The sequence below is a fragment of the Streptomyces sp. NPDC008150 genome (assembly GCF_042956945.1).
Taxonomy (GTDB): domain Bacteria; phylum Actinomycetota; class Actinomycetes; order Streptomycetales; family Streptomycetaceae; genus Streptomyces.
In genome coordinates this window covers 454,548-480,516 of the sequence record NZ_JBIBHJ010000001.1, presented here as the reverse complement: position 1 = coordinate 480,516, position 25,969 = coordinate 454,548, and the positions used below count along the sequence as shown (strand labels likewise).

Sequence of the window (25,969 nt, the reverse complement as noted above, 5' to 3'; positions counted from 1 at the left end):
AGGTGCCGCCCCGCACCCCCGCGCCGCCGCTCCGCACTCCCCTGCCACGCCCCCTCAACTCCGGCTCACCCGCAGCCCCGTGCCCGAACCGGACACCGCCAGGGCGCCGTCCCTGTCCGTGCGCAGCACCGTCGCACCCTCCGCCTCCAGCGCGGCGACCGTGGCCGGGGCGGGATGGCCGTACGGGTTGTCGGCGCCGCAACTGACCAGCGCCAGCCGCGGCGACACCCGGCGCATCAACTCCGGGTCCTGGTAGGCCGAGCCGTGGTGCGCGACCTTCAGCACGTCCACCGGGCCGAGGAGCGCGGCGGCCGGTGACAGCAGCAACTCCCGTTGCGCTTCCGGCTCCAGGTCGCCGAGCAGCAGCAGCCGCAGCCCGGCCGTACGGACCAGGAGGGCGACACTCGCGTCGTTCGGCCCCTCCGCCTCCGGCGCGGGAGACGGTCGCGGCGGCGGCCACAGCACCTGCCAGGACAGGTCGCCCGCACGCCGCCGTTCGCCCGCGACCGCCCGCACGAGCGGGACCCCTCGCGCGGCCGCCTCCCTCCGTACGAACGCGACCTGGTCGACCGGCGCGTCCAGGTCCGTCGTCTCGATCGCGCCCACCGTCCGCCCCCGCAGCACCCCCGGAAGTCCCGCAACGTGGTCGGCGTGGAAGTGCGTCAGGACCAGCAGCGGCACCGTGGTGATCCCGAGCGCGGTCAGGCAGCGGTCGACCGCCGCCGGGTCGGGACCCGCGTCCACCACGACACCCGCCCCCGCACCCGCGGCCAGCACCGTCGCGTCGCCCTGCCCGACGTCACACATCGCGAACCGCCAGCCCGGCGGCGGCCACCCGGTGATCACCCGGGTCAACGGCGGCGGACGAACCACCGCGAGGAGCAGCAGCAGACCGCACGCCCCGCACAGCCACGGGTGCCGCGACAGCCGCCCGCCCACGAGCACCACGGCCACCGTGACCAGCGCGAGCAGCAGCGCCCCCGTCCAGCTTCCCGGCCAGTCCACCCCCGCGCCGGGCAGCCCCGCGCCGGTCCGCGCCACCCGCGCGATCCACCCGGCCGGCCAACCGGCGCACCACGCAAGCCACTTGGCGACCGGCATCGCCACCGGGGCGACCGCCAGCGCCGCGAACCCCAGCACCGTGGCCGGCGCGACCGCCACCTCCACCAGGATGTTGCAGGGCACCGCGACCAGGCTGACCCGCGCCGACAGCACCGCGACCACGGGCGCGCACACGGCCTGCGCGGCTGCTACCGCCGCCAGCGCCTCCGCCCAGCGGTCCGGCACCCGGCGCGCCCGCAGGGCGGCACTCCAGCGCGGTGCCAGCGTCAGCAGCGCTCCGGTGGCCAGCACCGACAGCAGGAACCCGTAACTCCGGCCCAGCCACGGGTCGTACAGCACCAGCAGCAGAACGGACGCGGCCAGCGCGGGAATCAGCGACCGGCGGCGCCCCGTGGCGAGCGCGAGCAGCGCGACCCCGCCGCAGGCCGCCGCCCGCAGCACGCTCGGGTCCGGCCGGCACACCACGACGAAGCCGACGGTGAGGACGCCGCCCAGCAACGCGGTCCCGCGCAGGGGGACGCCGAGCCGGGCCGCGAGACCACGGCGCTCCGCGAACCGTGCCAGCCCCGGCGGCCCCACGAGCAGGGCCAGCAGGATGGTGAGGTTGCTCCCCGAGACGGCGAGGGTGTGCGTGAGGTCGGTGGCCCGGAACGCCTCGTCCAGCTCGGGGGTGATCCGCGAGGTGTCGCCCACCACCAGTCCCGGAAGCAACGCCCGCGCGTCCGGCGCCAGTTCACCCGTCGCCTCCCGCAGCCCGGCCCGCAGCCGCCCCGCCGTCCGCTGCGGCCAGGAGGGACCCGCCGCCACCCGCGGCCCCTCCGCACCGTCCACTCGCAGCACCGCGGCGACACGGTCCCCACCGGTCAGCGGAGGGGCCGGCCGGGCCGACACCTTCAGCCGGGTGGAGGGGAGGAGCCGCAGCCACGCCCCGGTCACCGCCTCCGGCCCACCGGTAACCGCCTCCGGCCCGTCGGCCCCCACGTCCGCGTGCGCGTCCGACTTCACGTCCGGCTTCGCGTCGGAGTGCACGTCCACGATCAGGAGCACCGGGGTCCTGGTGGTGAGGGTGGCAGGGGCGCCGGGGGTGGCGGGAGCGCCGGGGGTGGCGGGGGCGCGGGCCGCTGGGACCGATTCGCCCACCGACCCCGGCACCGGCCCCGCTCCCGGCCCTGGTGCCAGTTCGGGTACCGGTTCCGTTGGCGCCTCCGGTGCCGTGACGCTCCTCACCTCGCCCTCGATCAGTACGGACTCCGGCACCGCCCGGTCGCCCCTGACCCGGGGTCGGCTCAACCGCGGGTCGGACGTCAGCTCCACCTCGGCCGTGACGGTGGCGTACTGCCGGGCCAGCTCCGGCACCGGCCCCCGGCGCAGGTCCGCCCCGCGCAGCCCGGCCGAGGCTGCCGCCGCCGCGACGCACAGCAACACCGCACCGGCGGAGACCCGCGACCATCCGCCCGGCGGCCGGCGGCGATCACCCGGGCCGGGGTCGGTCCCGGCCACCCTTCGCCCGCGCCCCGTCAACAGCAGCACCCCCGCCAGGACGACGCACACGGCCACCACGCCCGTGACCCACCCCGGTGACGCGTGCAGCGCCCACGCGCACGTGCCCCAGGCCGCCGCCGCGGGCGGGACGAGCCGCAGGTCGGCGGTTCCCTCCTGCCGGGGGTTCGAGGCGCCGAGCCGCTTGCCCGCGGCCGCGTGCACGGTCCTCCGCGCGGCGGGGCCGCCCGTCCCGGGAGCCGCCGCCCCGCTCCCGCCGCTCCCGTCCCTCCCGCCGTTCACGGCCGCACCAGGTCGCGCAGGTCGGCGAAGCGGCGGTCGCCGATGCCGTTCACCTCGCGGAGCTCGTTCACCGAGCGGAAGCCGCCGTGCTGCGTGCGGTAGTCGACGATGTGCTGGGCCAGGACGGGCCCCACCCCGGGCAGGGTGTCGAGTTGGTCGGCCGTCGCCGTGTTCAGCGCGACGGGCGCCGCCGGTCCGGCCCCCGGAACTCCCGCTCCCCCGGCACCCGCAACCGCACCCGCACCCCCACCCGCGGAGACCGGCCCGGGCCCCGGCACCGTTCCGGGGGCGGCGGAGGCGCCCACCAGCACCTGTTCGCCGTCGACGAGGAACCGGGCCCGGTTCAGGCCGTCCGTACCGACCCCCGGCCGCACTCCGCCCGCCGCCCGCAGCGCGTCGGCCACCCGTGACCCGGCCGGCAGCCGCCGCACGCCCGGGCGGCGGACCTTGCCGCCCACGTCGACGACGATCTCCGCCCCCGGCGACCCCGCGGCGGCCGCCGTTCCCGCACCGGCGCCCTCACCAGCCGTCGTACCGGCCGGAGTTGAGGCCGCTCCGGCCGTCGGCGCTCCGAAGGTCCCCTCGCCGCCCGCGCCGGACGCCCGGCCCGCCGCTCCCACCACCGCCGGTGCGCGCACCGCCTGCGTACGACCGGCCCGGAAGTACTGGACCGCGAAGAGCACGGCCACCGCGAGCACCAGGGCCAGCGCGACGACCGACCTGCGCTCGACGGCACACCGCGCCTGTAGCCACACCGGCAGCCGCTCCCGCACGGCGAGCCCGGCGCGTTCGCGCCACGCCCCCGGCACCGAGGCCGTCCGTGCCCGGCGGGGGCCGGAGGACTCACCGTCCCGAACGGCAGCCCCCGCGAACTCCCGCCCCGCGTCATCGAACCCCGCATCCTCGAACCCCGGGTCCACCGCATCCCCGCCCGCGTCGGCGGCCTCCCCCTCGCGCCACCCCTGCGACCCCCCTCCCCCTCCCCCACCCTCCCCCGCCTCCCCCAGCAACAGCCGCGCCCGCAACCGCAGTTCCTCCGCCGGAGTGGCCGGGAACGCCGCGGTGGCCGAGGTCGCCGGAGCCTCCGAAGTCGCCGATGTCGCCGGAGTCGCCCCCGCACGCCTTCGGTCGCGAGGCCCGGCGGCGGGTGAACTCCTGTGCCGCGTCCGGCTGTCGGAAGCGGGGCCGCGCCCCGGGCCGCTGCCCGCCGTCGCGTGGTGTGAACGTGATCGAAGTGCCATGCCGGAAGCATCCGGCTTTCCGCGCCTTCATGTTGATCTTGGTGAAAAACGGTGGAGAGGTGCCCAGTTGTGGACAACTCCGTCACTCACAAGGAGGAGGTCTCACCGCGGAGAGACCACGGCCCCCAGCAGCCCCGGCCCCGTGTGCGCGCCGATCACCGCGCCGACCTCGCTGACGTGCAGGTCGGCCAGTCCGGGCACCCGGGCGCGCAGCCGCTCCGCGAGGGCCGAGGCGCGGTCGGGTGCCGCGAGGTGGTGCACGGCGATGTCGACCTGGGCCTCGCCCGCCCGGTCGGCGACGATCTCCTCCAGGCGGGCGATCGCGCGGGACGCGGTGCGGACCTTCTCCAGCGGTTCGATGCGGCCCGCTTCGAGCTGGAGCAGCGGCTTCACCGCGAGCGCGGAGCCGAACAGGGCCTGGGCGGCGCCGATACGGCCGCCGCGGCGCAGGAAGTCGAGGGTGTCGACGTAGAAGTAGGCGGTGGTGCCCGCGGCCCGTTTCTCCGCGGCGGCGACGGCCTCGTCCGCCGTGCCGCCGGACTCCGCCGTCTGCGCCGCGGCCAGCGCGCAGAAGCCGAGGGCCATCGCGACCATCCCGGTGTCCACCACGCGCACCGGCACCGGGGCCTCGCGCGCCGCGAGGACCGCGGCGTCGTAGGTGCCGGACAGTTCGGCGGACAGGTGCAGCGAGACGATGCCCTCGGCGCCGCTGTCGGCGATCCGGCGGTAGGTCTCGGCGAAGAGCTGGGGGCTGGGGCGCGACGTCGTGACGGGCCGCCGCTTCTGGAGGGCCAGGGCCAGTGAGCGGGTCGAGATCTCGGTGCCCTCTTCGAGGGCCCGGTCGCCGAGGACCACGGTCAGCGGGACCGCGGTGATGCCGTGCCGTTCCATCGCCCGCGACGGCAGGTAGGCCGTGGAATCGGTGACGATCGCGACATGGCGGGACATGAGCTGGAGGTTACCTCGCGTAGCGGCCGTGAGGCAGCCCGGCCCCGGACGGCGACGGCGGGACCGTCCCGCCCGTACGGGCCGACGGGCTCACGTCGTGCTCTCGGGGCGCGGCTTCTTCTGCCACGCCTGCCACGGGTAGGACGCGCGCCGGGGCGGTGCGACCTCCGGCCGGGTCGGCTCCTCCCCGGTGCGGGGGGTGCCGGGCCAGGTCTGGCGGGCGGCCTGTTCGTCGGCGGCGGGGGCCTGCGGCCACGCGTCGGCGGGGGTGGCCGTCGTCCAGTGGCGCAGGGCGCCGGCCTCCAGGTCGATCTGTTCGCTCAGGCTGTCCAGGTCGTCGTCGGCGAACCGGTGGGCCCGGTCCCGGGCGGCCCAGCGCAGGGAGTCCGCGGACCGCGTGATCCGCTCGGTGCGGGTGCGCAGCGCGGGCAGGCGTTCGGCGAGGGTGGCGCGGTCGGGCTCGGACTCCAGGTGCCGCAGTTCCACGTCGAGTTCCTGGCCGTGCCGGCTGAGGCGCTCGAAGAGGCCGAGGGATTCCTTGAGGGACTCGTCCTCGGGGGAGGCGGCGTGCAGGGCGTCCTGCGTCGCGCGCATGGAGGTGCGCAGGGCGAGCCTGAGCTGTGCCAGCTCGCCCGCAGGGCCGGGCTGCGCGAAGGACCTCGCGCGCAGGGTGCGGTCCTCGACGGTGCGGCGGGCCTGGGAGATCGTGCGGTCCACGCCGCGCTTGGCGGCCCGGACGGCCCGCGTGGTGACGTAGATCCCGAAGGCGGTGAAGAACAGGAAAATCAGGGCGAACACGGTGACGGCGACTTCCACGGTGCTCCTCCTCCGGACTCCCACGGCATGCGCCGCGTCCTTCCACCGTAAACGCACCGCGCGGTGACCGAGTTCCACAACGGCCCCGGACCGTCCCGGGATCGTCCCGGAGCGGACCCTGAGCGGACCCGGACGGGGCCCCCGGGGGTCGCCCTACCCCCGGGCACGGCGGGCCCCCCACCGCCCGCGCGTGGAGCACCCGCACGCGGGCCGGACACGGGAACACCGGGGAGGCGACCGCCTCCCCGGTGTTCCCCGTTCCCCGTTCCCCGCCGCAGCTACGCGGAGACGATGTTGACCAGCTTCGGCGCGCGCACGATCACCTTGCGGACGGCCGCGCCGCCCAGGGCGGCCACGACCTTCTCGTCCGCCAGCGCCAGCGTCTCCAGCTCCGCGTCGGAGATGGCCGGGGACACCTCCAGGCGTGCCTTGATCTTGCCCTTGATCTGGACGACGCAGGTCACCGTGTCGTCGACCAGGTACGCGGGGTCGGCGACCGGCAGGTCCTGGTGGACCACCGAGTCGGTGTGGCCCAGGCGGCGCCACAGCTCCTCGGCGACGTGCGGTGCCAGCGGCGCGACCAGCAGCACCAGGGCCTCCGCGACGGTGCGGGACAGCGGGCCGCCCGCCTTCGTCAGGTGGTTGTTCAGCTCGGTGATCTTGGCGATCGCCGTGTTGAAGCGCAGGCCCTCCAGGTCGTGGCGCACGCCGTCGACCGTCTTGTGCAGGACGCGCAGGGTGGCCTCGTCGGGCTCGGCGGCGACGACGGTGGCCTCGCCGGTCGTCTCGTCGACGATGTTGCGCCACAGGCGCTGGATCAGCCGGAACTGGCCGACCACGGCGCGGGTGTCCCACGGCCGCGAGACGTCCAGCGGGCCCATGGCCATCTCGTACAGGCGCAGGGTGTCGGCGCCGTACTCGGCGCAGATCTCGTCCGGAGTGACCGCGTTCTTCAGGGACTTGCCCATCTTGCCCAGCAGGCGGCTGACCTTCTCGCCCTGGTGGTAGTAGGCGCCGTCGCGCTCCTCCACCTCGGCGGCGGGCACCGCGATGCCGCGGCTGTCGCGGTACACGTAGGCCTGGATCATGCCCTGGTTGAACAGCTTGTGGAACGGCTCGGCGGACGAGACGTGCCCCAGGTCGAACAGGACCTTGGACCAGAAGCGGGCGTACAGCAGGTGCAGCACCGCGTGCTCGGCGCCGCCGACGTACAGGTCGACACCGCCGTGCGGCATGCCCTCGCGGGGGCCCATCCAGTACTGCTCGATCGCGGGGTCGACCAGTGCCCGGTCGTTGTGCGGGTCCAGGTAGCGCAGTTCGTACCAGCAGGAACCCGCCCAGTTGGGCATGGTGTTGGTCTCGCGGCGGTACTTCTTCGGTCCGTCGCCCAGGTCCAGGGTGACGTTGACCCAGTCCGCGTTGCGCGACAGCGGGGTCTCGGGGCGGGTGTCGGCGTCGTCCGGGTCGAAGGTGCGCGGGGAGTAGTCGTCGACCTCGGGCAGTTCCAGCGGCAGCATCGACTCGGGCAGCGCGTGGGCGACGCCGTCCTCGTCGTACACGATGGGGAAGGGCTCGCCCCAGTAGCGCTGGCGGCTGAACAGCCAGTCGCGCAGGCGGAAGTTGACGGTGCCCTCGCCGATGCCGCGGCCTTCCAGCCACTCGGTGATGCGGGCCTTGGCGTCGGCGACGCCCAGCCCGTCCAGGCTCACCTCGGCACCGGCCGAGTTGACCAGCTTCGCGTCGTACGAGCCGAAGGCGTCGTCCCAGGTGGACGGGTCGGTCCCGCGGTCGTCGGACGGCTGGACGACACAGCGCATCGGCAGCTCGAAGGCGCGCGCGAACGCGAAGTCGCGGGTGTCGTGGGCGGGTACGGCCATGATCGCGCCGGTGCCGTAGCCCATCAGGACGTAGTCGGCGACGAAGACGGGGATGCGCTCGCCGGTGACCGGGTTGGTGGCGAACACACCGGTGAAGACACCGGTCTTGTCCTTCGCCTCGGCCTGGCGTTCCACGTCGGACTTGGCGCCGGCCTGCGCGCGGTAGGCGGCGACGGCCTCGGCGGGGGTGGCGTGGCCGCCGGTCCACACGTCGCGGGTGCCCTCGGGCCAGGCGTCCGGGGTGAACTTGTCGGCCAGCGGGTGCTCGGGGGCCAGCACCATGTAGGTGGCGCCGAACAGGGTGTCCTGGCGGGTGGTGAAGACGGTGATCGACTCGTCGTCGAAGGGGAAGTCGACGCGGGCGCCCTCGGAGCGGCCGATCCAGTTGCGCTGCTGCAGCTTGATGGCCTCGGGCCAGTCCAGCGCGTCCAGGTCGTCCAGCAGCCGGTCCGCGTAGGCGGTGATGCGCATGTTCCACTGGCGCAGCTTCGACTTGAAGACGGGGTAGTTGCCGCGTTCGGAGCGGCCGTCGGCGGTGACCTCCTCGTTGGCCAGGACGGTGCCCAGGCCGGGGCACCAGTTGACCGGCGCCTCGGAGGCGTAGGCCAGGCGGAACTCGCCCAGCACGTCGGCGCGTTCGGTGTCGGTCAGTGCGCTCCACGCGCGGGTGTGGCCGGGGACGGCACGCTCACCGCTTTCGAACCGGGCGACCAGTTCGGTGATCGGACGGGCGCGGCCGGCCTCCTCGTCGTACCAGGAGTTGAAGATCTGCAGGAAGATCCACTGGGTCCACCGGTAGTACTCGGGGTCGATCGTCGCGAACGACCGGCGCCTGTCGTGGCCCAGGCCCAGCCTGCGCAGCTGGGCCTTCATCGTGATGATGTTGGCCTCGGTGGACACGCGGGGGTGGGTGCCGGTCTGCACGGCGTACTGCTCGGCGGGCAGGCCGAAGGCGTCGAAGCCCAGGGTGTGCAGGACGTTGTGGCCGGTCATGCGCTGGAACCGGGCGTACACGTCGGTGGCGATGTAGCCCAGCGGGTGGCCGACGTGCAGGCCCGCGCCCGAGGGGTACGGGAACATGTCCATGATGAACTTCTTGGGCCGGGCGACCAGTTCGGGGTCGCCCGCCAGGTCACCGGTCGGGTTCGGCGCCGCGTAGGTGCCCTCGGTGTCCCAGAAGTCCTGCCAGCGTGCCTCGATGTCGGCGGCCATGGCCGCCGTGTAGCGGTGCGGCGCGGCCACCTCGGAGGTGACCGCGGGGTTCGTCTCGCTCATGATCCTCAAAGCTCCATCGATCGTCTCTGCAGGCGGCTACGGCATTCGCGGCGTTTTTGGAAATGAAAAATCCCCTCGCACAGGAGGGGACGCCGCGCTGATTCCAACCACTCGGTTCGTCGGTGGTCGGGACTGATCAGCGCGGCCCGCTAAGCAGAAGGCGTACGGCACGCATGGCGTCAGGGTACCGCAGGGCCCGCGGAGGCCGCGACGAGGTTCCGGACGGCCGCCGCCACCGCAGGGGCCGCGACGTTACTTCGCGTACCGCCCCACACGCGGACATCACAACGACTCGATCGCCTCTTGATAACGACGCAATAACTCAAACCCCTGTGCTCCCCGGAATCCGGCCACTTAGAGTGCGGCCTCGGGACCGCTTTCCCGAACTGCCCGGAGTGCCACCATGAACTCACGTCGTAGTAGTAATGGCCCGCTCCCCAGACCCGGCCGGTCCGCCCGCGGCGCGGCGACCGGCTTCGCCCTGCTCCTGATCCCGGTGATCGTGCTGGCGGGCGGCGACCGGGTCAGGGACTTCCTGAATTTCGGCGCGGGTGTGCTCTCGCTCGTCTCCCTGAGCTGTTCGGTCATCTGGGGTCTGGCCGCCCAGGACCGCGTCTTCCTCAACACGCGCCAGCGCCTGGTGGGCCAGGCCGTGCACCGCACGACCGCGGTGGCCTCGATCGCGTTCCTGCTGCTCCACATCACCACCAAGATCGCCATGGACCACACCACGGTGATCGCCGCCGTGGTCCCCTTCTCCCTCGGCGTCCGGGGCAGCGGCGGCCTGATCGGGCTGGGCTCGGTGGCCGCCCTGCTGATGATCTTCGTCGGCATCACCGGCGCCCTGCGCAGCAACTTCGCCTCCCCCGCCGAGAAGGCGGCCCGCTGGCGCGCGATGCACATGCTGGCCTACCCGGCGTGGTGCGCGGCGCTGGTCCACGGCCTGTACGCGGGCCGGCAGGCGAAGCCGGTCTTCGTGATCCTCTACGGGCTCTCGCTGTTCGGCGTCATGGCGGCCCTGGCCCTGCGCGCGGCCCCGAGCCCGTTCAAGCGGCGTCTGGTCGACCGGGTCGGCGCCCTGCTGGACGCGGGCCGCCCCGCCGAGCGGGAGACCCGCTCCGCGGAGGCGGGCCGGGACGGGCGGGGCGCGGGAGCGGCCCGCCCGGAGCGCGAGACCCCGGACGCCCGGCCGTCCCGCGGGGCGCCGGCGTCCCCGTACGGGTCCGTACCCCCGCAGTACTCCCCGGACGGCACGGGCCCGCAACAGCAGTACGTCCCGCAGGGCGCCCCCGGCCCGCAGCAGGGGCCCGGCTTCGCCGCGGCCTACCGCGCGGTCGCGCCCCAGCAGTACGCGGCGCCCCCGCCGCAGCCCCAGCACGCGGATCCGCGCTGGCCGGTGCCGTCGCCGCCGCCGGTGGGCGAGGCGCCGCCGTCCGCGTACGACCCGCTCCACGACACCGGACACACCATCCCGGCCTACGGCAATCCGGGCGGCGGCGGGTACGGCGGAAGTGACGTGCGCGACACCGGTGAGTGGGACGGCCGGTACGGCACGTACATCAGCGACGACAGGTACAAAAGCGGTCCCGTCACTGAACGACCCACCGGCGCGTCCCACGACACGCCGGTTTCCGGCGAATCCTGGAACACGCCCTCCGGAGGCTATGAGTGAACGAGGCCCTGCCCGACGTCCCCGAGGTCCGCGTCGTCGGGCTTCCCCAGCTGACGTCCGGCTTCGACCTTGTGGAACGGCTCGACCTGCCCATGCACCTCAAGGTGCACGGGCCCCTCGACCTGCTGCCGGGCGAGCGGCTCGCGAAGCTCGCCGAGAACATCAACCTCAGGGGCCGCGGCGGCGCGGGCTTCCCCTTCCACAAGAAGCTGCGCTCGGTCGCCGAGGCGGCGATCAAGCGCGGTGTCCGGCCGGTCGTCGTCGTCAACGGCAGCGAGGACGAACCGGCCTGCCGCAAGGACACGGTGCTCATCAACCGGGCGCCGCACCTCATCCTGGACGGCGCCCTGCTGTGCGCGGAGGCGATGGGCGCCCGCACGCTGGTCATCGGCGTGACCCGGGACTCCACGCAGGCGTCCATGGAGGCCGCGCTCGCCGAGCGCGGCCTCGGCAACCGGCGCGGGTCGCCGATCCGCGCGCGCGTGCAGCGCAATCCCGTCCGGATGGTGACCGGCGCGGCCGCGTCCCTGATCCGGTCCATCGACGGCGGCCCGGCCATCCCCCCGGGCCGCAAGACCAGCGCCTCGCAGAACGGCGTGGGCGGTGCGCCGACCCTGCTCTCCAACGCCGAGACGTTCGCCCAGCTCGCCATCGCGGCCCGCATCGGCCCGGAGCGGTACGGCGGCACCGGCCTGTACGACGAGCCGGGCACCGTGATGCTCACGGTGTCGGGCGCCGTCGCCCGCCCCATGGTGATCGAGGTGCCGACGGGCGTGCCCCTGCGGTACGTCCTGCAACTGGCGGGCGCCCCGCCGAACCCGCAGGGTGTGCTGACCGGCGGCTACCACGGCAAGTGGATCGACACGGCGACCGCGAACGAGGCGGTCGTCTCGCGCAACTCCCTGGACGCGGTGGGGGGTTCGCTCGGCGCGGGCGCGATCCTGCCGATCACGCAGGAGACGTGCCCGCTGGGCGAGGCGCTGCCGGTGGCGCAGTGGCTGGCGGAGGAGAGCGCGGGCCAGTGCGGCCCCTGCTACCTGGGGCTGCCGGCGGCGGCGCGGGGCCTCCAGGACATCCTCAACGGCGGCGGCCCGCCCGCCCTCGAGGCGTTCAAGCAGGTGGCGAGGAACGTGAAGCGGCGCGGCGCGTGCTCGCACCCGGACGGCTCGGCGATGTTCCTGGAGTCGACGGTCAAGGCGTTCACCGACGACCTGGCCGCGCACGTCCTCGGCAACGGCTGCGGGCGCCCGGTGCAGGGCGTGCTGCCGCTCTTCGAGGACGGCAGGACCCCGACGGGCCTGCCGGGCGGCGGCCAGAACGCGGACGCGGGGCCCAGCCGCCAGAAGATCCACGTCGACTGGACGCTGTGCCGGGGACACGGACTGTGCGCGGACATCCTCCCGGAGGTCTTCGAGCTGGGCGCGGACGGTTTCCCCACGGTCGCCCAGGCGTCGGTGCCGCGGTACGCGGAGGCGAAGGCGCTGCGCGCGGTGCGCCGCTGCCCCGCGCTGGCGCTGCGGCTGGAGGAGGACACCTCGAAGCAGGCGCCCGCCCGCAATCTGCCGGTCCTCTCGCAGAACCGCGGCCGGCGCGCGCTGGGCCGCTGACGAAGGCCGCCGACGAAAAGGAGAGAGGCCAAGGTCCGCGGACCTTGGCCTCTCTCTTCTTTGTGGAGCTAAGGAGAATTGAACTCCTGACCTCCTGCATGCCATGCAGGCGCTCTACCAACTGAGCTATAGCCCCTCGTGGTGTTCCGCCCGGTTTCCCCGGCGGCGACGCCAACATTAGAGGAAGACCCGGTGCACCGCCAAATCGATTCCGGGCCGCCCGCGCGGGGGCGGCCGGCGGCCCGTGCGGCGGTGATCGCGCCGCGTCGTCCCACGGGTGGGGGCGGCGGCCGGACAATGGCCGGAACCGCACCACGGCGCGGCCGAGTTGGCGCCGTCCGCGCGCCATCCGGTGCGCGGCGCCGACCCGTTGGCGCAGGCCGGGGCCCAACTGCCGCGGCCGCGCGCCCCGCTCAGGCCGTCACGAACGAGTAGAACCGCTTGAGGGTGCAGTGCTCCTCCAGGAGCCGCCCGTAGATCGGCTCCCCCTCCAGTTCGCGGTAGGTCTCGATCGGGTCGCCCTTTATGATCAGCGCCCGCGCGCATTCCTCGCACCAGTACTGGTAGTCGGCGTTCAGCGGCTCCATGTCACGCACGATGGGGGTGCCGCTGCCGCACCAGTCGCACTTTCGCCTGTGTGCACCCATCGATCAGCTCCAGCTGTGGCCGCAGGAGGTGCACACGTAGGAGATCCCGCCGTTGTCGCCGAGGACTTGGGCCACGTGCGCGGATCCACAGGAGGGGCAGCTGAGACGGGTGGCCGTGCCCCGTGTCCGTGTCGCACCGAGGAGGGGATTGCCCCCCTCGGGGATGCTCGCAGGCATCGCTACTCCCTCCCGTCGGGCCGCGCCCCCTTCCGGCCGTTTGATTCTGCCACGGCCGGGCCAATACGGTCAGCGACGCCTCAGTACCATTCCGGACACGGCGCCCTCCCGGAGGGTCCCGACCGGCGTGAACTCCCGTGTCACCGGGGCTTTCCCCGATGTATACGCCTCGGGGAGGCAAGCGACTCAAGGGAGTTGGAGAAGCAGAAGATCCCGCCCCCAGGGGGACGGGATCTTCCGGTAACGATCTTCGGCGACGCTGCGGTGCCGGATCTGTGGAGCTAAGGAGAATTGAACTCCTGACCTCCTGCATGCCATGCAGGCGCTCTACCAACTGAGCTATAGCCCCTCGTGTTCTTCCCGCCCGGCGGGCTGAACAAGAAGAACTTTAGCCTGCGACCTGCCCGAAAGTGAAATCCGGGCCGGGGCCGGGGGAACGGGCTCAGTCGTCGTCGCCGAGGACCGGTTCCGGCAGGGTGCCGGCGTTGTGCTCCAGCAGGCGCCAGCCGCGCGCGCCGACGCCGAGGACGGACCAGCAGCAGTTGGAGAGGCCGCCGAGGCTCTCCCAGTGGCGGGAGTCCAGGCCGAGCAGGCGCCCGATGGTCGTGCGGATGGTGCCGCCGTGGCTGACGACGACGAGGGTGCCGTCCTCGGGCAGCTTGTCCGCGTGCCGCAGCACGACGGGGGCGGCCCGGTCGGCGACCTCGGTCTCCAGCTCACCGCCGCCCCGGCGGACCGGTTCGCCGCGCTTCCACGCCCGGTACTCGTCGCCATGCCGGGCGATGATCTCGGTGTGGGTCAGCCCCTGCCAGACGCCCGCGTACGTCTCGCGCAGCCCCTCGTCGTGCGTGACGTCGAGGCCGGTCAGCGCGGCCAGCTCGGCGGCCGTCGCGGCGGCCCGGCCGAGGTCCGAGGCCACGATGGCGTCGGGGTTCAGCGAGGCGAGCAGCCGCGCGGCGCGGCGGGCCTGGCCGACCCCGGTCTCGGTGAGGGGGACGTCGGTGGTGCCCTGGAAGCGGCTCTCCACGTTCCAGGCGGTCTGGCCGTGCCGCCAGAGGATGACCCGGCGGCCGCGGCCGGCCGGCCGGCCGGTGCCCTCGGGGGCCGCGGTCATCGCCAGTCACCCCCGGGGCCGTCCGCCTCCTCGGCGTCCTGGGTGCGGGCGTGCTCCGCGCCCTTGCCGCGGGTCGCCTTCGCGTCCTCGGGCAGCTCCAGCTCGGGGCAGTCCTTCCACAGCCGCTCCAGGGCGTAGAAGACGCGCTCCTCGCTGTGCTGGACGTGGACGACGATGTCGACGTAGTCGAGCAGCACCCAGCGGGCCTCGCGGTCGCCCTCGCGGCGGACCGGCTTGGCGCCGAGCTCCTTGCTGAGCCGCTCCTCGATCTCGTCGACGATCGACTTGACCTGACGGTCGTTGGGCGCGGAGGCCAGCAGGAAGGCGTCCGTGATCGACAGGACGTCGCTGACGTCGTAGGCGATGATGTCGTGCGCGAGCTTGTCGGCAGCCGCCTGCGCGGCGGCGGTGATGAGTTCGAGGGAACGGTCAGTGGCGGTCACTACAAGGCTTTCCGTCGGCGGTCGCTGAACCCCAAGGGTCTCACGGACCGCCGACGGCACCCGCCGCACGAACGGGACGCCGCACGTCGCGCGCGCCCCGCCCGTGCGCCGGGCTACGACGAGGCCGGCTTGTAGTCCTGGCCGAGAACGACGGAGACGTCCGCGTTGGCGCCGACCTTGCCCTTGGCGACCGCGCTCGCGGCCAGGCCCAGGGTCTTGGCGGCCTCGGTGGCGTTCTCCTTGTCGGAGGCGTCCGCGTACAGCACCCGGGACGCCGCCTGCGACGCGGCGGGGGTGCCGCCGTCCAGGTAGGTGAAGCCGCCGTTGAGGAGGGCCACGCGGGCCTTCTCGGCGTCGGCCTTGACGCCGGTGGCGTTCTGCACGGAGACCCGTACGGCGCTGCTCTCGTCGGGGCTCTTGGCGGTGCCGCCGAGGATGTCCTTGACCACGCTGTCGCTGGTCGCGGCGGTCAGGGTGCCGTCGGACTGCACGGGCAGCAGGGCCGACCTGTAGTCGCCGTCCTTGGCGAGGTCGGCGAGCTTGGCGAGGAAGGTGCCGAGGTCCTTGTCGGTGAGCGGCGGGTCGAGGATCTGCGCCAGGGTCTGCACGGTGATCGTCGCGGCGCCCGCGTCGGACGACATCTTGCGCAGCACGCCCTGCATGACCTGTCCGAACCGCTGGAGCTGGGCGTTCTCGCTCTCGCCGGACGCCTGGTAGGTGGCGTACGCGACGGCCATCTCACCGCTGAGGGTCTGGTCCTTGCCCTGGTGGACGAGGGGCGCGGTGCCCTTCGTCTTCGCGTCCGGGTCGGGGACGGCGGCGTCGGTGTCGACGTCGATGCCGCCGACGAGGTCGACCAGGGTCTGGAGGTAGGGGGTGTCCAGCCGCCAGGTGCCCTCGATGTCGGTGCCGAGGACGGTGTCGAGCTGGTCCTGGGTCCCGGAGGAGCCGTCGTCCTTGACCGACTTGGCGAGGGTGGTGGTGGCGCCGTCGTCGTCGGTGAGCGCGAGGGAGTTCGGCAGCAGGACGGTGGTGCCCTGCTTGGTGGTGGTGTTGTCGACGAGCAGCGCCGTGGACGTGCCGCCCTTGGCGGTGTTGTGCAGGTGGACGACGAGCACGTCGCGGTTCTGGGCGCCGGCCGCGGTGGTGGCGCCCTTCTTCGCGGCGGTGGACGACAGGCCCGGGATCTTGCCGGCGTGCCAGAGGTAGCCGACACCGCCGGCGACGACGAGCGCGAGGACCACCACGAGGGCGACGACGCGGCTGCGGGCGCGGCGTCTGGCCTCCTCGCGGCGCTCGGTGCGGTTCTCCGTGAACTTCATCCAGTCGATGACGTCCTCGGAGTCGGCGGCCGGCTCCTCGACGAACGCGAACTGCTCGGTGCGGTAGTCCCGTTCGGGTTCCCGTCCGTCGGCGCCGCCCGGTCCGCCCTGCTGCGGGATGTACGCGGTGCGGCCGGACTGCTCCTGGTGCGGCGCCTGTTGGCCCGGGTACTGCCCCGACTGCCGTGCCTGCGCGGCCTGTTCGGGAACGCGCGGCTGCTGCCCGGTCCCGGTGACGGCGCCGTACGGATCCTGGGCGGGCGCGGTGCCGGTGCCGTACTGCTGCTGCGCCTGCCGGTCGGCCCCGTAGGAGGGCACCTGACGGTGCGCGCCGGTGTCGTAGGGCGACGCGACCGGCTGGGCACCGGTGTCGTAGGGCGACACGTTCCGGTGGGCGCCCGTGTCGTACGGGGAGACCGCCGGGTGGGCGCCCGTGTCGTAGGGGGACGCCGCCGGGGCCGCCCCGGTGTCGTACGGGCCGGAGCCGTAGGGGTCCTGCTGCTGGGCGCCCTGGGCGTACGGGTCGTAGCCGTAGCCCTGTTGCTGGGCGTACGGGTCGTAGGTCTGCCGGGGGGCCTGCTGTTCCGGCTGCCGGTAGACCGGCCTGCCGTACTCGTCGTAGCCGACGACCTGGTAGTCGTCGCCCCCGTACCCCGCGTCGTATCGGTCGTTCACCGGTGCCCCTCTCGGTTCACTCGCCGCGGTACAGCTCGCGCTTGTCGATGTAGCGCACGACACCGTCGGGCACCAGGTACCAGACGGGGTCACCCTTGGCGACTCTCGCACGGCAGTCTGTGGACGAGATCGCGAGCGCGGGGACCTCCACGAGGGACACCCCGCCCTCCGGGAGCCCCGGGTCGGACAGCACGTGTCCGGGCCGGGTCACGCCGATGAAGTGCGCGAGGGAGAACAGTTCGTCGGTGTCCCGCCAGGTGAGGATCTGGCCGAGGGCGTCGGCGCCCGTGATGAAGAACAGGTCCGTGTCCGGGTTCAGGGCGCGCAGGTCCCGCAGGGTGTCCGTGGTGTACGTCGGGCCGCCGCGGTCGATGTCGATGCGGCTGACGGAGAACTGCGGGTTCTCGGCGGTCGCGATGACCGTCATCAGGTAGCGGTCCTCGGCGGGGGTGACCTGGCGGTCGCTCTTCTGCCAGGGCTGCCCGGTCGGCACGAACATCACCTCGTCGAGGTGGAACTGCGCGGCGACCTCACTGGCCGCCACGAGGTGTCCGTGGTGGATCGGGTCGAACGTCCCGCCCATCACGCCGAGTCGGCGTTTTCCCGGGTTGGACGGACCCCTGCCGGGCCCGTACTCGGGGGGCCTCACCTGGTCGCTCGTGGGACCGGTGGGCATGTCCTGCTCTCCCATGCGTGCAGACACTACCGGCCCTGCCGGGCGGGTCCGCCCGCCAGACCCCCCGGCGGGCGCCGGGGGCGGGTCCGGGCGGGGCTCAGCGGTCGCGGTTGAAGCGCGTGACGATGAACAGCAGGAGCAGCAGGATGATGAACGCGCTGCCACCCGTGACGATGGGGTTGAGGCTGTCGTGGTTGCCTCCGCCCTCACCCTCGGCGGCGAGCGAGACCAACTGGGCGGCGGTGGCGTTGAGGCTCATCTTCGGCAGACCTATCCGGTGTGTGCGGGATAAAGATGTCGGCCCATCGTAAGCGGGGACCGCCGGGACGATCACGCCGACTCCGCCGTTGGGGAAGCGGGTTGCCGCGTCCGGGGCCGCCGGGTGTCACCGGCGGGGCGGACGCCGGACTCCGGACGCCCGCGGGAACCTCACGGGTCCCTCAGTCGTCCTCCCGTTTGTAGCCCCGCAGCAGGAACCAGGCGGTGAGGACGCAGCCGAGGACCATCACGACGAGGACGATCCGCAGCAGGTCGCCCGCTCCTTGCTGCTGGGCGGCGGCCGCGGCCTCGGTGAGGCCGGTGGTGAGGGGACTGTGCTCCATGTGCGGGCTCCTTCGCTGTACTGCCCGTCCACGGTATCTCCGCCTAGGCTGGGCGCTGCTTCGGGGGCACCTCGGGCCGTTCGGGCCCGGATCGACGCGCTTGTGGGCACACTGACGCAACTGGGGGACGGCATGGCCGACGAAGGGCACGAGCACGACCTGCGCAAGAACCTGCCGGGACGGCAGCGCAGGCGCTTCCCGGGGATCTCCTCGCGCGCCTACGAGCACCCCGCCGACCGGTCGGCGCTGGTCGCGCTGCGCAGGCTGACGGGTTTCGACACGGTGTTCAAGGCGCTCAGCGGGATGCTGCCGGAGCGCAGCCTGAAGCTGCTGTTCCTCTCGGACTCGGTCCGGGTCTCGGACCAGCAGTTCGCGCACCTCAACGACATGCTGCGGGACGCCTGTTACATCCTGGACCTGGAGAAGGTCCCGTCGATGTACGTGACGCAGGACCCGCGGCCCAACGCGATGTGCATCGGTCTGGACGAGCCGATCGTGGTCGTCACGACGGGCCTGGTCGAACTGCTCGACGAGGAGGAGATGCGGGCGGTCGTCGGCCACGAGGTGGGGCACGCGCTGTCGGGCCACGCGGTGTACCGCACGATCCTGCTGTTCCTGACGACGCTGGCGCTGCGGGTGGCGTGGATACCGCTGGGCAACGTCGCGATCATGGCGATCGTGACGGCGCTGCGCGAGTGGTTCCGCAAGTCGGAGCTGTCGGCGGACCGGGCGGGTCTGCTGGTGGGCCAGGACCTGCGGGCCTCGATGCGCGGCCTGATGAAGATCGCGGGCGGCAACCACCTGCACGAGATGAACGTCGACGCGTTCCTCCAGCAGGCCGAGGAGTACGAGGCCGGGGGCAGCCTGCGCGACTCGGTGCTGAAGATCCTCAACGTCCTGCCGCGTTCGCACCCGTTCACCACGGTGCGGGCGGCGGAGCTGAAGAAGTGGGCCGAGTCCCGCGACCACCAGCGGATCATGGACGGGCACTACCCGCGGCGCGAGGAGGACAAGGACACCTCGGTGCGGGACGCGTTCCGCGAGTCGGCGGCGAGCTACGCGGGCACGGTGCGCGACTCGAAGGACCCGCTGATGAAGTTCGTGAGCGATCTCGCGGGCGGGGCGGGCGACCTGGGCGGCCGGGTGCGGCGCGGCTTCGGCGGCTTCACGGGGTCCGCCCCGCCCAAGGACGCGAACGGCTCCGGGGCGCCCGGGGACACCCCGCCGGAGGGCGGCACGGCTCCGGCCTAGGCCGGGCCCCGCGGGCTGGCCGCGACGTGGCACGGCAGGGGCGCGCTCCCATGGCGCGCCCCCGTCACAGCTTCGGCTGGGCGGCGTTCGCGAGGGTGCCGCACAGGGCGGTCGCGTCGGCGTTGGCGTACGGGTCGGTGCCGGCCGGGCCGCCCGCCTTGGCGCTCTGCCCGGCGAACAGCGGGTGCAGGCCGCTGGTGGCGTCCTCGGAACAGGACGCGGGCCCGGCCTGCGTGGACGAGACGACCAGCCGGGTCTGGCGCAGCCGCAGGTCGTCGCGGTCGAAGCGGAAGTGCAGTTCGCGGCGCACGGTGAAGAGCGAGGCGGCGGCGTGCGCCCCGGCCCCGGCCGGCCGCAGCGCGTAGACGAGGGTGTGGTCGGCGACGACCTCCAGGGTGTCCGGGCCGGCCTCGTCGATCCGCAGGGTGCCGTTGACCCTGATCCTGCTGTCGGCGAGTTCGGTGCCGGCCGGGTCGAAGCGCACCACCCAGCCGGTGGGCACGTGCCGTCCGTCGGCCGCGGGCCGCCGGAAGCTCAGGTCGAACTGGTCGAGCTGGTCGGCGTCGAGCAGTGCGCGCGCGGGGGCGGTCCGGCCGCCGGTGAGCACCTCCGGGTAGAGCGCGGAGTGCACGACGTAGTCCTTGGCGACGGTGAGGGCGGCCAGTACCTGGCTCTCGGTGAAGTGCGTGGTGCGGCGCACGGCCGGCAGGGTGACGCCGTCGGCGCCGACGCGGAACTGGGCGGCGGGGCTGTGCGCGAAGAGCCGTTCGGGGTCGTCCGACCCGGGCACCCGGCCCAGCGGCGAGAGCGGCACGACGGTGGCGCGCAGGCTCTCGGCGGGGGTGGTCCGGCCGGGGTGCGAGGACTGGTACGGGTGTCTGACGCCCATGTAGATCGCGGTGCCGAAGGCGACGGAGATCAGCAGCACGAGGACCAGCGCCTGGAGCGGCAGCCCCCGGCGCAGTGCGGGACGGCGGCGCACGGCGGGCGCGTGGTCGGCCATGCGCTCGCGGGCGGAGGACTCCTGGAGCCGGGCAGCACGGACGAACGATTCGTCGAAGACGACGGATCGGTACTCGTCCTCACCGCCCTGGGGGGTGCCCTCGGGTGCCCCCTCAGGTGGGTCCGCTGGCCCGCCCATACCTTCAGGGTAGGTCCGCCGAAGCTCGCATAAACGCCCTGGTACGCGACAAGTTCTGACAGGTTCTCACCACAACGGCCGAGAACCGACGCCATCGCCGGACCGCTACCGGCCGCCGCGCGGGACGGCGGGCACCGCCGGCTGGGAGTAGTCCGCCGAGGCCGAGGGAACGGCCGTGACGCCTTGTTCCAGGCCGGTGGAGGCGGGCGGCGGGGCCTGGTCCCTGCTGTCCGCGGAGGCGCCGCGGTAGACCGCGGAGAAGGCCAGCGCGACCATGCCGACGCCCATCACCACGGCCAGCAGCCACGCGACGGGCCGATGCCACCGAACGGGTCGCCCGTACGCCCAACCGGGGCTGTGGCGGCCGTCGTCGGCGTCGGTGCCGTCCAGGTCGTCGAGGTCGGCGTCCAGGCCGAAGCCGTGGTCGCCGGGGCCGAGTCCGTCCCCGGCGCCGCGCGCGGTCCTGCCGCGGGCCCGGCGGGCCTCTGCCTCGGACGCCTCGGCCCTGGCGCGGGCCGCGGCGAGGAGGCGTTCGACGGCGGTCGGCTCGTGCACCACGGCCGACCGTACGAAAGCCTCGTCGAAGACCACGGAGGCGAACTCTTCGTCCGGCACCCCGTGGTCGTGGTCGTCGTCGGGCTCCCAGCCGTCAGCAAACGGCGAACCCCCCACGTCCTCCGGCACGTGTCCAGACTAGACCTGGGGGGTCATTTTGGGCAGACGGTACGGAAATTCGTCCCCGGCTCCCGGGAGCTTCCGGGAGCTCCCGCGGAGGGCGCCGGGTCAGCGGCGGACGTGGCCGTCGCCGGTGACGATGTACTTGGTGCTGGTGAGTTCGGGCAGTCCCATGGGGCCGCGCGCGTGGAGCTTCTGGGTGGAGATGCCGATCTCGGCGCCGAAGCCGAACTGGCCGCCGTCCGTGAACCGGGTGGAGGCGTTGACCGTGACGGTCGTGGAGTCGACGAGCTGCGTGAACCGGCGGGCCGCCCGCTGCGACGACGTCACGATGACCTCGGTGTGGCCGGAGCTCCACAGCCGGATGTGCTGCACGGCCCGGTCCAGGGAGTCGACGACGCCGGCGGCGATGTCGTAGGAGAGGTACTCGGTCTCCCAGTCCTCCGGGGTCGCCTCGACGACGGTGGCCTTGGAGTTCTCCCCGTAGGCGGCGACGCGCTCGTCGGCGTGCACGGTCACGCCGGCCTCCGCGAGGGCGTCGAGGGCGCGGGGCAGGAACGCGTCGGCGATGTCCTGGTGGACCAGCAGGGTCTCGGCGGCGTTGCAGACGCTGACGCGCTGCGCCTTGGAGTTGATGAGGATGTCGATCGCCATGTCGATGTCCGCGTCGGCGTCGACGTACACGTGGCAGTTGCCGGTGCCGGTCTCGATGACGGGGACGGTCGACTCCTGGACGACCGTGCGGATCAGGGAGGCGCCGCCGCGCGGGATGAGGACGTCCACCAGGCCGCGGGCGCGCATCAGTTCGCCCACCGACTCGCGGCCCTCGCCGGGCACGAGCTGCACGGCGTCGGCGGGCAGTCCGGCGCCCCCCACGGCGTCGCGGACGACGCGCACCAGCGCGGTGTTGGAGCGGTAGGCGGAGGCGGAGCCGCGCAGCAGGACCGCGTTGCCCGACTTCAGGCACAGGGCGGCGGCGTCCACGGTCACGTTGGGGCGGGCCTCGTAGATGATGCCGACGACGCCGAGCGGCACGCGGACCTGGCGCAGGTCGATGCCGTTGGGCAGGGTGGACCCGCGCACGACCTCGCCCACCGGGTCGGGCAGGGCCACCACGTCGCGCACGTCGGAGGCGATGGCGCGCACCCGCTCGGGGGTGAGGGTGAGGCGGTCGACGACGGACTCGGCGGTGCCGGCCTCGCGGGCCTTCGCGACGTCCTCGGCGTTGGCCTCGACGATCTCCCGCGTGCGTACTTCCAGGGCGTCCGCGATGGCGAGGAGCGCGTCGTCCTTCTCGGCCCGCGGCAGCGGCGCGAGGTCGGCGGCGGCGGACTTCGCCCGGTAGGCGGCACGGGCGACCGGGGACATGGAGTCGTACGGCGAGAGCGTCGTCATGGGGGAAGGGTAGTGCGCCGGACGGGGCCGGCCGGTGGTGTTCCACAGCGCGAGACGGGCGCCAACGGGGCAAACCGGCGGTCAGAAGGGGTGCACGCCGACCGGCGCCGCGGGCAGCGGGCCGTACCCCTCGGCGATGCGCTGGTGGTAGGTGTCGCGGTCGACGACCTCCAGGCCGACGATCTCCCAGGGCGGCAGCTTCGCGGTGCGGCGGTGCTCGCCCCACAGGCGCAGGGCGACGGCCGCGGCGTCGTGCAGGTCGCGGGCCTCCTCCCAGTACCGGATCTCGGCGTGGTCGTTGGCGTATCTGCTGGTCAGCAGGAAGGGGTGGTCGTGGGCGAGCTGTTCGAGGGCGCGGCGCACCTCCTTGAGGGGTGCCTCCTCGCCGGAGACGCTGAGGGTGACGTGCCACAGCCGCGGAACGTCCTTGGCCTCCGGCTCCTCGTAGCGCTCGCCCGCGGCGACGCTCGTGAGGGTGCGCTCCTCGCCGGGCGCGCGGGAGGGGGCGCCGCCGCGGGATGCCGCCGCCCCGGGGCGTACTCGTCTCACGACGGCCTCCTTCCACTGCGCGGTGCGCGACCGGACGTGTCCCTGCGCACAGTTGACCAGCCCGCACGCCGCCGCGGGGCGGTTTTGCGGAACGTCCACCTCGGGGCACGGGCTTTGCCGGACGTTCTCCCGGTTTTCGGGCACCGTGCCGGACGGACCGCGGGTGCGGCCGGGGCGGTGTCAGGGGCGGAGGATCACCAGGTCGTCGCGGTGCACGACCTCCCGCTCGTAGGCGGGGCCGAGCTCGCGGGCGAGGTCGTGGGTGGAGCGGCCGAGGAGCTGGGGGATCTCGCGGGCGTCGAAGTTGACGAGCCCGCGGGCCACCGCGCGCCCCCGGGTGTCGCGCAGCTCGACGGGGTCACCGGCGCTGAACTCGCCCTCCACGGCGGCGATCCCGGCCGGCAGCAGCGAGGTGCGGCGTTCGACGACCGCGCGCACCGCGCCGTCGTCGAGGGTGAGGGAGCCCTGCGGGGCCGAGGCGTGCTGGAGCCACAGGAGGCGGTCGGCGGAGCGCTTGCCGGTGGGGTGGAAGTACGTGCCGGTGTCGCCGCCGCCGAGGGCGTCGGCGGCCCGGGGCGCGCTGGTCAGCACGACGGGGATGCCCGCGGCGGCGGCGATGGAGGCGGCCTCGACCTTGGTGACCATGCCGCCGGTGCCGACTCCGGCCCGGCCCGCGCTGCCGATCTCCACGTGCGCGAGGTCGGCGGGGCCGCGCACCTCGGCGACGCGCGCGGTGCCGGGCTTCGCGGGGTCGCCGTCGTAGACGCCGTCCACGTCGGAGAGCAGCACCAGCAGGTCGGCGCGCACGAGGTGGGCGACGAGGGCGGCGAGCCGGTCGTTGTCGCCGAAGCGGATCTCGTCGGTGGCGACGGTGTCGTTCTCGTTCACGATCGGGAACGCGCCCATGGCGAGCAGCTCGTCGAGGGTGCGCGACGCGTTGCGGTGCTGGGAGCGGCGGCTCATGTCGTCCGAGGTGAGCAGCACCTGCCCCACGCGCACTCCGTACCGGGCGAAGGAGGCGGCGTACCGGGCGACGAGCAGGCCCTGTCCGACGCTGGCCGCGGCCTGCTGCCGGGCGAGGTCGCGCGGCCGGCGGCGCAGGCCGAGCGGGGCGAGTCCGGCGGCGATCGCGCCGGAGGAGACGAGCACGATCTCCTTGTCGCCCTCCTCGCCGTGGCCGGTGCCCCGGCTCTTGGCGAGCGAGTCGACGAGCGCGTCGACCCGGTCGGCGTCGAGACCGCCCGCGGCCGTGGTCAACGAGGACGAGCCGACCTTGACGACGATCCTGCGGGCCTCGGTGACGGCCTGCCTTGCCCCTGCCACGTGCTGACTTCCCCTCGCGTAGGTCCGGCTGCGCCGGTGGGCAATTTACGCGACGGCGGCGGGCGGCGCTGCGGGGTCCAGTGCGCGGACAGGATCGGGACGTTCGCGGCCGTACGGTGCGCCACCGGTCGTTCACGGTATGCAAACGAACAAAAAGTTGTACTCAAGGCCTATGGCATTCAAAGACGAAGTAAACTTAACTTTGCTCGTGTGGCACCTACCGTTCCGCGCACCAAGCGCATCCTGCTCCGGTCGGGCAAGAGCCCGTACGACGTCGTCTCCGTCGAAGAGGCGATCCGTCGGGACGTCATCGGCACCAATTCGGGCAACCTGATCTTCAGCGACGCCTCTCACAAGATCCTGGAGACACCCGGCACCGAGATCGTGTCCAACGGCATAGCCACCGACGTGGCCGCCGCCGGACGCATCAACGAGCAGTACGACGCGTTCGTGGTACCGCTGGCGAACGCCTTCCGGCCGTCCTTCGAGAACTCGCTGGCCCGGCTCACCCGGCTCATCGGCCGGCTGAAGATACCCGTCGTGGTGCTCGGCAGCGGCGCGCAGGCGGGGCTCGACTACAACGCCGACCGGCTCAAGCCGATGGAGCCGACGGTCCGCGCCTTCGTCTCCGCGGTGCTCGACCACAGCGCGTCCATCGGCGTGCGGGGCGAGTTCACCGAGAAGTACCTCAAGGACATGGGCTTCCGCGACGTCGAGGTCATCGGCTGCCCGTCCATGTTCCTGCACGGCAAGGACCTCGCCGTGCACAAGCGGGTCGCCGCCCTCGGCCCCGACTCGCGCATCTCCGTGAACGGCTCGCACAACGCGGTGCAGAAGCAGCGGCTCGGCCAGATCATCGACAACGCCCACGCCCGCTACCCGCACCTGCGCTTCGTCGGCCAGAACCTCACCGACGCCCAGCAGCTGCACTGGCGCGACCTCTCCCACCCGAACTCCCGGGTGACGGCGCTGCCGACCCACCCGGACCACCCGATGTACCGCGAGGACAAGGTCCGCGTCTACATCGACCCGGTGCGCTGGATGGACGACCTGAAGGAGTTCGACTTCTCCTTCGGCTCCCGCATCCACGGCAACATCGCGGCGCTGCTGGCCGGTACGCCGGCCACCGTGCTGTGCGGCGACGCGCGCACGCTGGAGCTGTGCCGCTACTTCGGCATCCCGCACCGCAGGATCGGCGACGTGCCCGCGGACCTCGACCCGGCGCAGCTCTACGAGGAGGCCGACCTCGCCCCGCTGATGGACGGCCACCAGGAGCGGTTCGAGCGCTTCACGGCGTTCCTCGACCGCAACGGGCTGCAGAACACCTTCACCCACGGGGACGGCGGCGCCGCCTACGAGAAGCGCGTGCGGTCGCTGGACCTCCCGGCGGGCATCCGCCCGTGGAACGACGTCGACATCGCCTCGATGGCCTCCCGGATGAGCTGGCTCCAGGGCCGTACCACCGAACTGGCCGCGGAGAACACACGGTTGAGGCAGGAGCTGGCCCAGGCCCGCCGCAGTTCCCGGGCGCAGGCGGCCGTCCAGCCCGCCGTGAAGACGGCGGCGAAGTCGGGCTCCACGGTCTACCGCCGCGCCCGCCGCGTGGTGGGCGGCCCGATCCGCCGGGCACTGAACCCGGGCCGCGGCACGGGCACTTCGTAGGCGCCCCGCCCGACCGGCAGCAGAACGGCGCCCGTTC

21 protein-coding genes and 2 tRNA genes are annotated in these 25,969 nt (G+C 73.4%); 4 read left to right on the top strand and 19 right to left on the bottom strand.

What is annotated here, in order from left to right; all coding sequences use genetic code 11:
* Positions 1–54: 54 nt before the first annotated feature.
* The 5 genes from ACFZA0_RS02025 to leuS form a co-directional block, all read right to left on the bottom strand.
* Positions 55–2,766 (bottom strand): ComEC/Rec2 family competence protein, encoded by a 2,712-nt coding sequence (locus ACFZA0_RS02025; protein ID WP_391009716.1) that lies wholly within the window; start codon positions 2,764–2,766, stop codon positions 55–57.
* Positions 2,767–2,840: 74 nt separating this feature from the next.
* Positions 2,841–4,085: a helix-hairpin-helix domain-containing protein gene (locus ACFZA0_RS02020; protein WP_391009713.1), complete on the bottom strand. Its 1,245-nt coding sequence runs from the start codon at positions 4,083–4,085 to the stop codon at positions 2,841–2,843.
* Positions 4,086–4,187: 102 nt separating this feature from the next.
* The gene (locus ACFZA0_RS02015; RefSeq protein WP_391009710.1) at positions 4,188–5,033 is read right to left on the bottom strand and encodes a DegV family protein; all 846 of its coding nucleotides are present in this window, start codon (positions 5,031–5,033) and stop codon (positions 4,188–4,190) included.
* A 90-nt stretch (positions 5,034–5,123) separates the two neighbouring features.
* Entirely contained in the window at positions 5,124–5,849 is a 726-nt protein-coding gene (locus tag ACFZA0_RS02010; RefSeq protein WP_391009707.1) for a hypothetical protein, read from the bottom strand.
* Between the two features lie 278 nt (positions 5,850–6,127).
* The gene (gene leuS / locus ACFZA0_RS02005) at positions 6,128–9,001 is read right to left on the bottom strand and encodes a leucine--tRNA ligase (RefSeq protein ID WP_391009704.1); all 2,874 of its coding nucleotides are present in this window, start codon (positions 8,999–9,001) and stop codon (positions 6,128–6,130) included.
* Between the two features lie 403 nt (positions 9,002–9,404).
* Between leuS and ACFZA0_RS02000 the strand changes: the two genes are divergently transcribed.
* Together ACFZA0_RS02000 and ACFZA0_RS01995 are read left to right on the top strand one after the other, a co-directional pair.
* The gene (locus tag ACFZA0_RS02000; RefSeq protein ID WP_391009701.1) at positions 9,405–10,673 is read left to right on the top strand and encodes a cytochrome b/b6 domain-containing protein; all 1,269 of its coding nucleotides are present in this window, start codon (positions 9,405–9,407) and stop codon (positions 10,671–10,673) included.
* The gene (locus ACFZA0_RS01995) at positions 10,670–12,280 is read left to right on the top strand and encodes an NADH-ubiquinone oxidoreductase-F iron-sulfur binding region domain-containing protein (protein ID WP_391009698.1); all 1,611 of its coding nucleotides are present in this window, start codon (positions 10,670–10,672) and stop codon (positions 12,278–12,280) included. Before ACFZA0_RS02000 ends, ACFZA0_RS01995 begins: the two co-directional genes overlap by 4 nt.
* A 63-nt stretch (positions 12,281–12,343) precedes the next feature.
* Here the strand turns inward: ACFZA0_RS01995 and ACFZA0_RS01990 are convergent.
* The 9 genes from ACFZA0_RS01990 to ACFZA0_RS01950 form a co-directional block, all read right to left on the bottom strand.
* Positions 12,344–12,416 (bottom strand) — tRNA-Ala (locus ACFZA0_RS01990).
* Between the two features lie 277 nt (positions 12,417–12,693).
* Complete coding sequence (locus tag ACFZA0_RS01985; protein ID WP_391009695.1) at positions 12,694–12,927, bottom strand: hypothetical protein; 234 nt, start codon at positions 12,925–12,927, stop codon at positions 12,694–12,696.
* A gap of 453 nt (positions 12,928–13,380) precedes the next feature.
* Positions 13,381–13,453: transfer RNA gene (locus ACFZA0_RS01980), tRNA-Ala, on the bottom strand.
* A gap of 93 nt (positions 13,454–13,546) precedes the next feature.
* Positions 13,547–14,218: a histidine phosphatase family protein gene (locus tag ACFZA0_RS01975; protein ID WP_391009692.1), complete on the bottom strand. Its 672-nt coding sequence runs from the start codon at positions 14,216–14,218 to the stop codon at positions 13,547–13,549.
* Positions 14,215–14,661, bottom strand: a complete 447-nt coding sequence (rsfS, locus tag ACFZA0_RS01970; protein WP_391009690.1) for a ribosome silencing factor — start codon at positions 14,659–14,661, stop codon at positions 14,215–14,217. The genes ACFZA0_RS01975 and rsfS overlap by 4 nt, the downstream gene beginning before the upstream one ends.
* 113 nt (positions 14,662–14,774) lie before the next feature.
* Positions 14,775–16,658 carry a LytR C-terminal domain-containing protein gene (locus tag ACFZA0_RS01965; RefSeq protein ID WP_391009687.1) on the bottom strand — a complete coding sequence of 628 codons (1,884 nt, stop codon included), beginning with the start codon at positions 16,656–16,658 and terminating at the stop codon, positions 14,775–14,777.
* A 16-nt stretch (positions 16,659–16,674) separates the two neighbouring features.
* On the bottom strand, positions 16,675–17,349 hold the full coding sequence (gene nadD / locus ACFZA0_RS01960; RefSeq protein WP_391009685.1) for a nicotinate-nucleotide adenylyltransferase: 675 nt from the start codon (positions 17,347–17,349) through the stop codon (positions 16,675–16,677).
* Between the two features lie 82 nt (positions 17,350–17,431).
* Positions 17,432–17,593 carry a hypothetical protein gene (locus ACFZA0_RS01955; RefSeq protein WP_391009682.1) on the bottom strand — a complete coding sequence of 54 codons (162 nt, stop codon included), beginning with the start codon at positions 17,591–17,593 and terminating at the stop codon, positions 17,432–17,434.
* A gap of 181 nt (positions 17,594–17,774) precedes the next feature.
* The gene (locus ACFZA0_RS01950; RefSeq protein WP_391009680.1) at positions 17,775–17,936 is read right to left on the bottom strand and encodes a hypothetical protein; all 162 of its coding nucleotides are present in this window, start codon (positions 17,934–17,936) and stop codon (positions 17,775–17,777) included.
* A gap of 132 nt (positions 17,937–18,068) precedes the next feature.
* Between ACFZA0_RS01950 and ACFZA0_RS01945 the strand changes: the two genes are divergently transcribed.
* The gene (locus ACFZA0_RS01945) at positions 18,069–19,187 is read left to right on the top strand and encodes a M48 family metalloprotease (protein WP_391011779.1); all 1,119 of its coding nucleotides are present in this window, start codon (positions 18,069–18,071) and stop codon (positions 19,185–19,187) included.
* A 64-nt stretch (positions 19,188–19,251) separates the two neighbouring features.
* Here ACFZA0_RS01945 and ACFZA0_RS01940 read toward each other — a convergent pair whose 3' ends face one another.
* The 5 genes from ACFZA0_RS01940 to proB all read right to left on the bottom strand — a co-directional run bounded on the left by ACFZA0_RS01940 (position 19,252) and on the right by proB (position 24,270).
* Positions 19,252–20,328 (bottom strand): hypothetical protein, encoded by a 1,077-nt coding sequence (locus ACFZA0_RS01940; RefSeq protein WP_391009677.1) that lies wholly within the window; start codon positions 20,326–20,328, stop codon positions 19,252–19,254.
* Positions 20,329–20,433: 105 nt separating this feature from the next.
* Positions 20,434–21,012 (bottom strand): hypothetical protein, encoded by a 579-nt coding sequence (locus ACFZA0_RS01935; RefSeq protein ID WP_391009675.1) that lies wholly within the window; start codon positions 21,010–21,012, stop codon positions 20,434–20,436.
* Positions 21,013–21,111: 99 nt separating this feature from the next.
* Positions 21,112–22,398, bottom strand: coding sequence for a glutamate-5-semialdehyde dehydrogenase (locus tag ACFZA0_RS01930; protein WP_391009672.1), 1,287 nt, complete (start codon positions 22,396–22,398; stop codon positions 21,112–21,114).
* Positions 22,399–22,479: 81 nt separating this feature from the next.
* Positions 22,480–22,947 carry a hypothetical protein gene (locus tag ACFZA0_RS01925; RefSeq protein ID WP_391009669.1) on the bottom strand — a complete coding sequence of 156 codons (468 nt, stop codon included), beginning with the start codon at positions 22,945–22,947 and terminating at the stop codon, positions 22,480–22,482.
* A gap of 180 nt (positions 22,948–23,127) precedes the next feature.
* A complete protein-coding gene (gene proB / locus ACFZA0_RS01920; protein WP_391009666.1) occupies positions 23,128–24,270 on the bottom strand; it encodes a glutamate 5-kinase in 1,143 nt (380 codons plus the stop codon).
* 210 nt (positions 24,271–24,480) lie between these two features.
* Here proB and ACFZA0_RS01915 point away from each other — a divergent pair, with 210 nt between their 5' ends.
* A complete protein-coding gene (locus tag ACFZA0_RS01915; RefSeq protein WP_391009659.1) occupies positions 24,481–25,932 on the top strand; it encodes a polysaccharide pyruvyl transferase family protein in 1,452 nt (483 codons plus the stop codon).
* The last annotated feature ends 37 nt before the right edge of the window (positions 25,933–25,969 follow it).

Excerpts from the sequence above, each read along its gene's own strand:
- ACFZA0_RS01985 (WP_391009695.1), bottom strand. The coding sequence starts at position 12,927 with ATGGGTGCACACAGGCGAAAGTGCGACTGGTGCGGCAGCGGCACCCCC.
- ACFZA0_RS02000 (WP_391009701.1), top strand. The coding sequence starts at position 9,405 with ATGAACTCACGTCGTAGTAGTAATGGCCCGCTCCCCAGACCCGGCCGG.
- ACFZA0_RS01930 (WP_391009672.1), bottom strand. The coding sequence starts at position 22,398 with ATGACGACGCTCTCGCCGTACGACTCCATGTCCCCGGTCGCCCGTGCC.
- nadD (WP_391009685.1), bottom strand. The coding sequence starts at position 17,349 with ATGGGAGAGCAGGACATGCCCACCGGTCCCACGAGCGACCAGGTGAGG.
- ACFZA0_RS01950 (WP_391009680.1), bottom strand. The coding sequence starts at position 17,936 with ATGGAGCACAGTCCCCTCACCACCGGCCTCACCGAGGCCGCGGCCGCC.
- ACFZA0_RS02015 (WP_391009710.1), bottom strand. The coding sequence starts at position 5,033 with ATGTCCCGCCATGTCGCGATCGTCACCGATTCCACGGCCTACCTGCCG.
- ACFZA0_RS01955 (WP_391009682.1), bottom strand. The coding sequence starts at position 17,593 with ATGAGCCTCAACGCCACCGCCGCCCAGTTGGTCTCGCTCGCCGCCGAG.
- ACFZA0_RS02020 (WP_391009713.1), bottom strand. The coding sequence starts at position 4,085 with ATGGCACTTCGATCACGTTCACACCACGCGACGGCGGGCAGCGGCCCG.
- ACFZA0_RS01975 (WP_391009692.1), bottom strand. The coding sequence starts at position 14,218 with ATGACCGCGGCCCCCGAGGGCACCGGCCGGCCGGCCGGCCGCGGCCGC.
- ACFZA0_RS01945 (WP_391011779.1), top strand. The coding sequence starts at position 18,069 with ATGGCCGACGAAGGGCACGAGCACGACCTGCGCAAGAACCTGCCGGGA.
- leuS (WP_391009704.1), bottom strand. The coding sequence starts at position 9,001 with ATGAGCGAGACGAACCCCGCGGTCACCTCCGAGGTGGCCGCGCCGCAC.
- ACFZA0_RS01940 (WP_391009677.1), bottom strand. The coding sequence starts at position 20,328 with ATGGGCGGGCCAGCGGACCCACCTGAGGGGGCACCCGAGGGCACCCCC.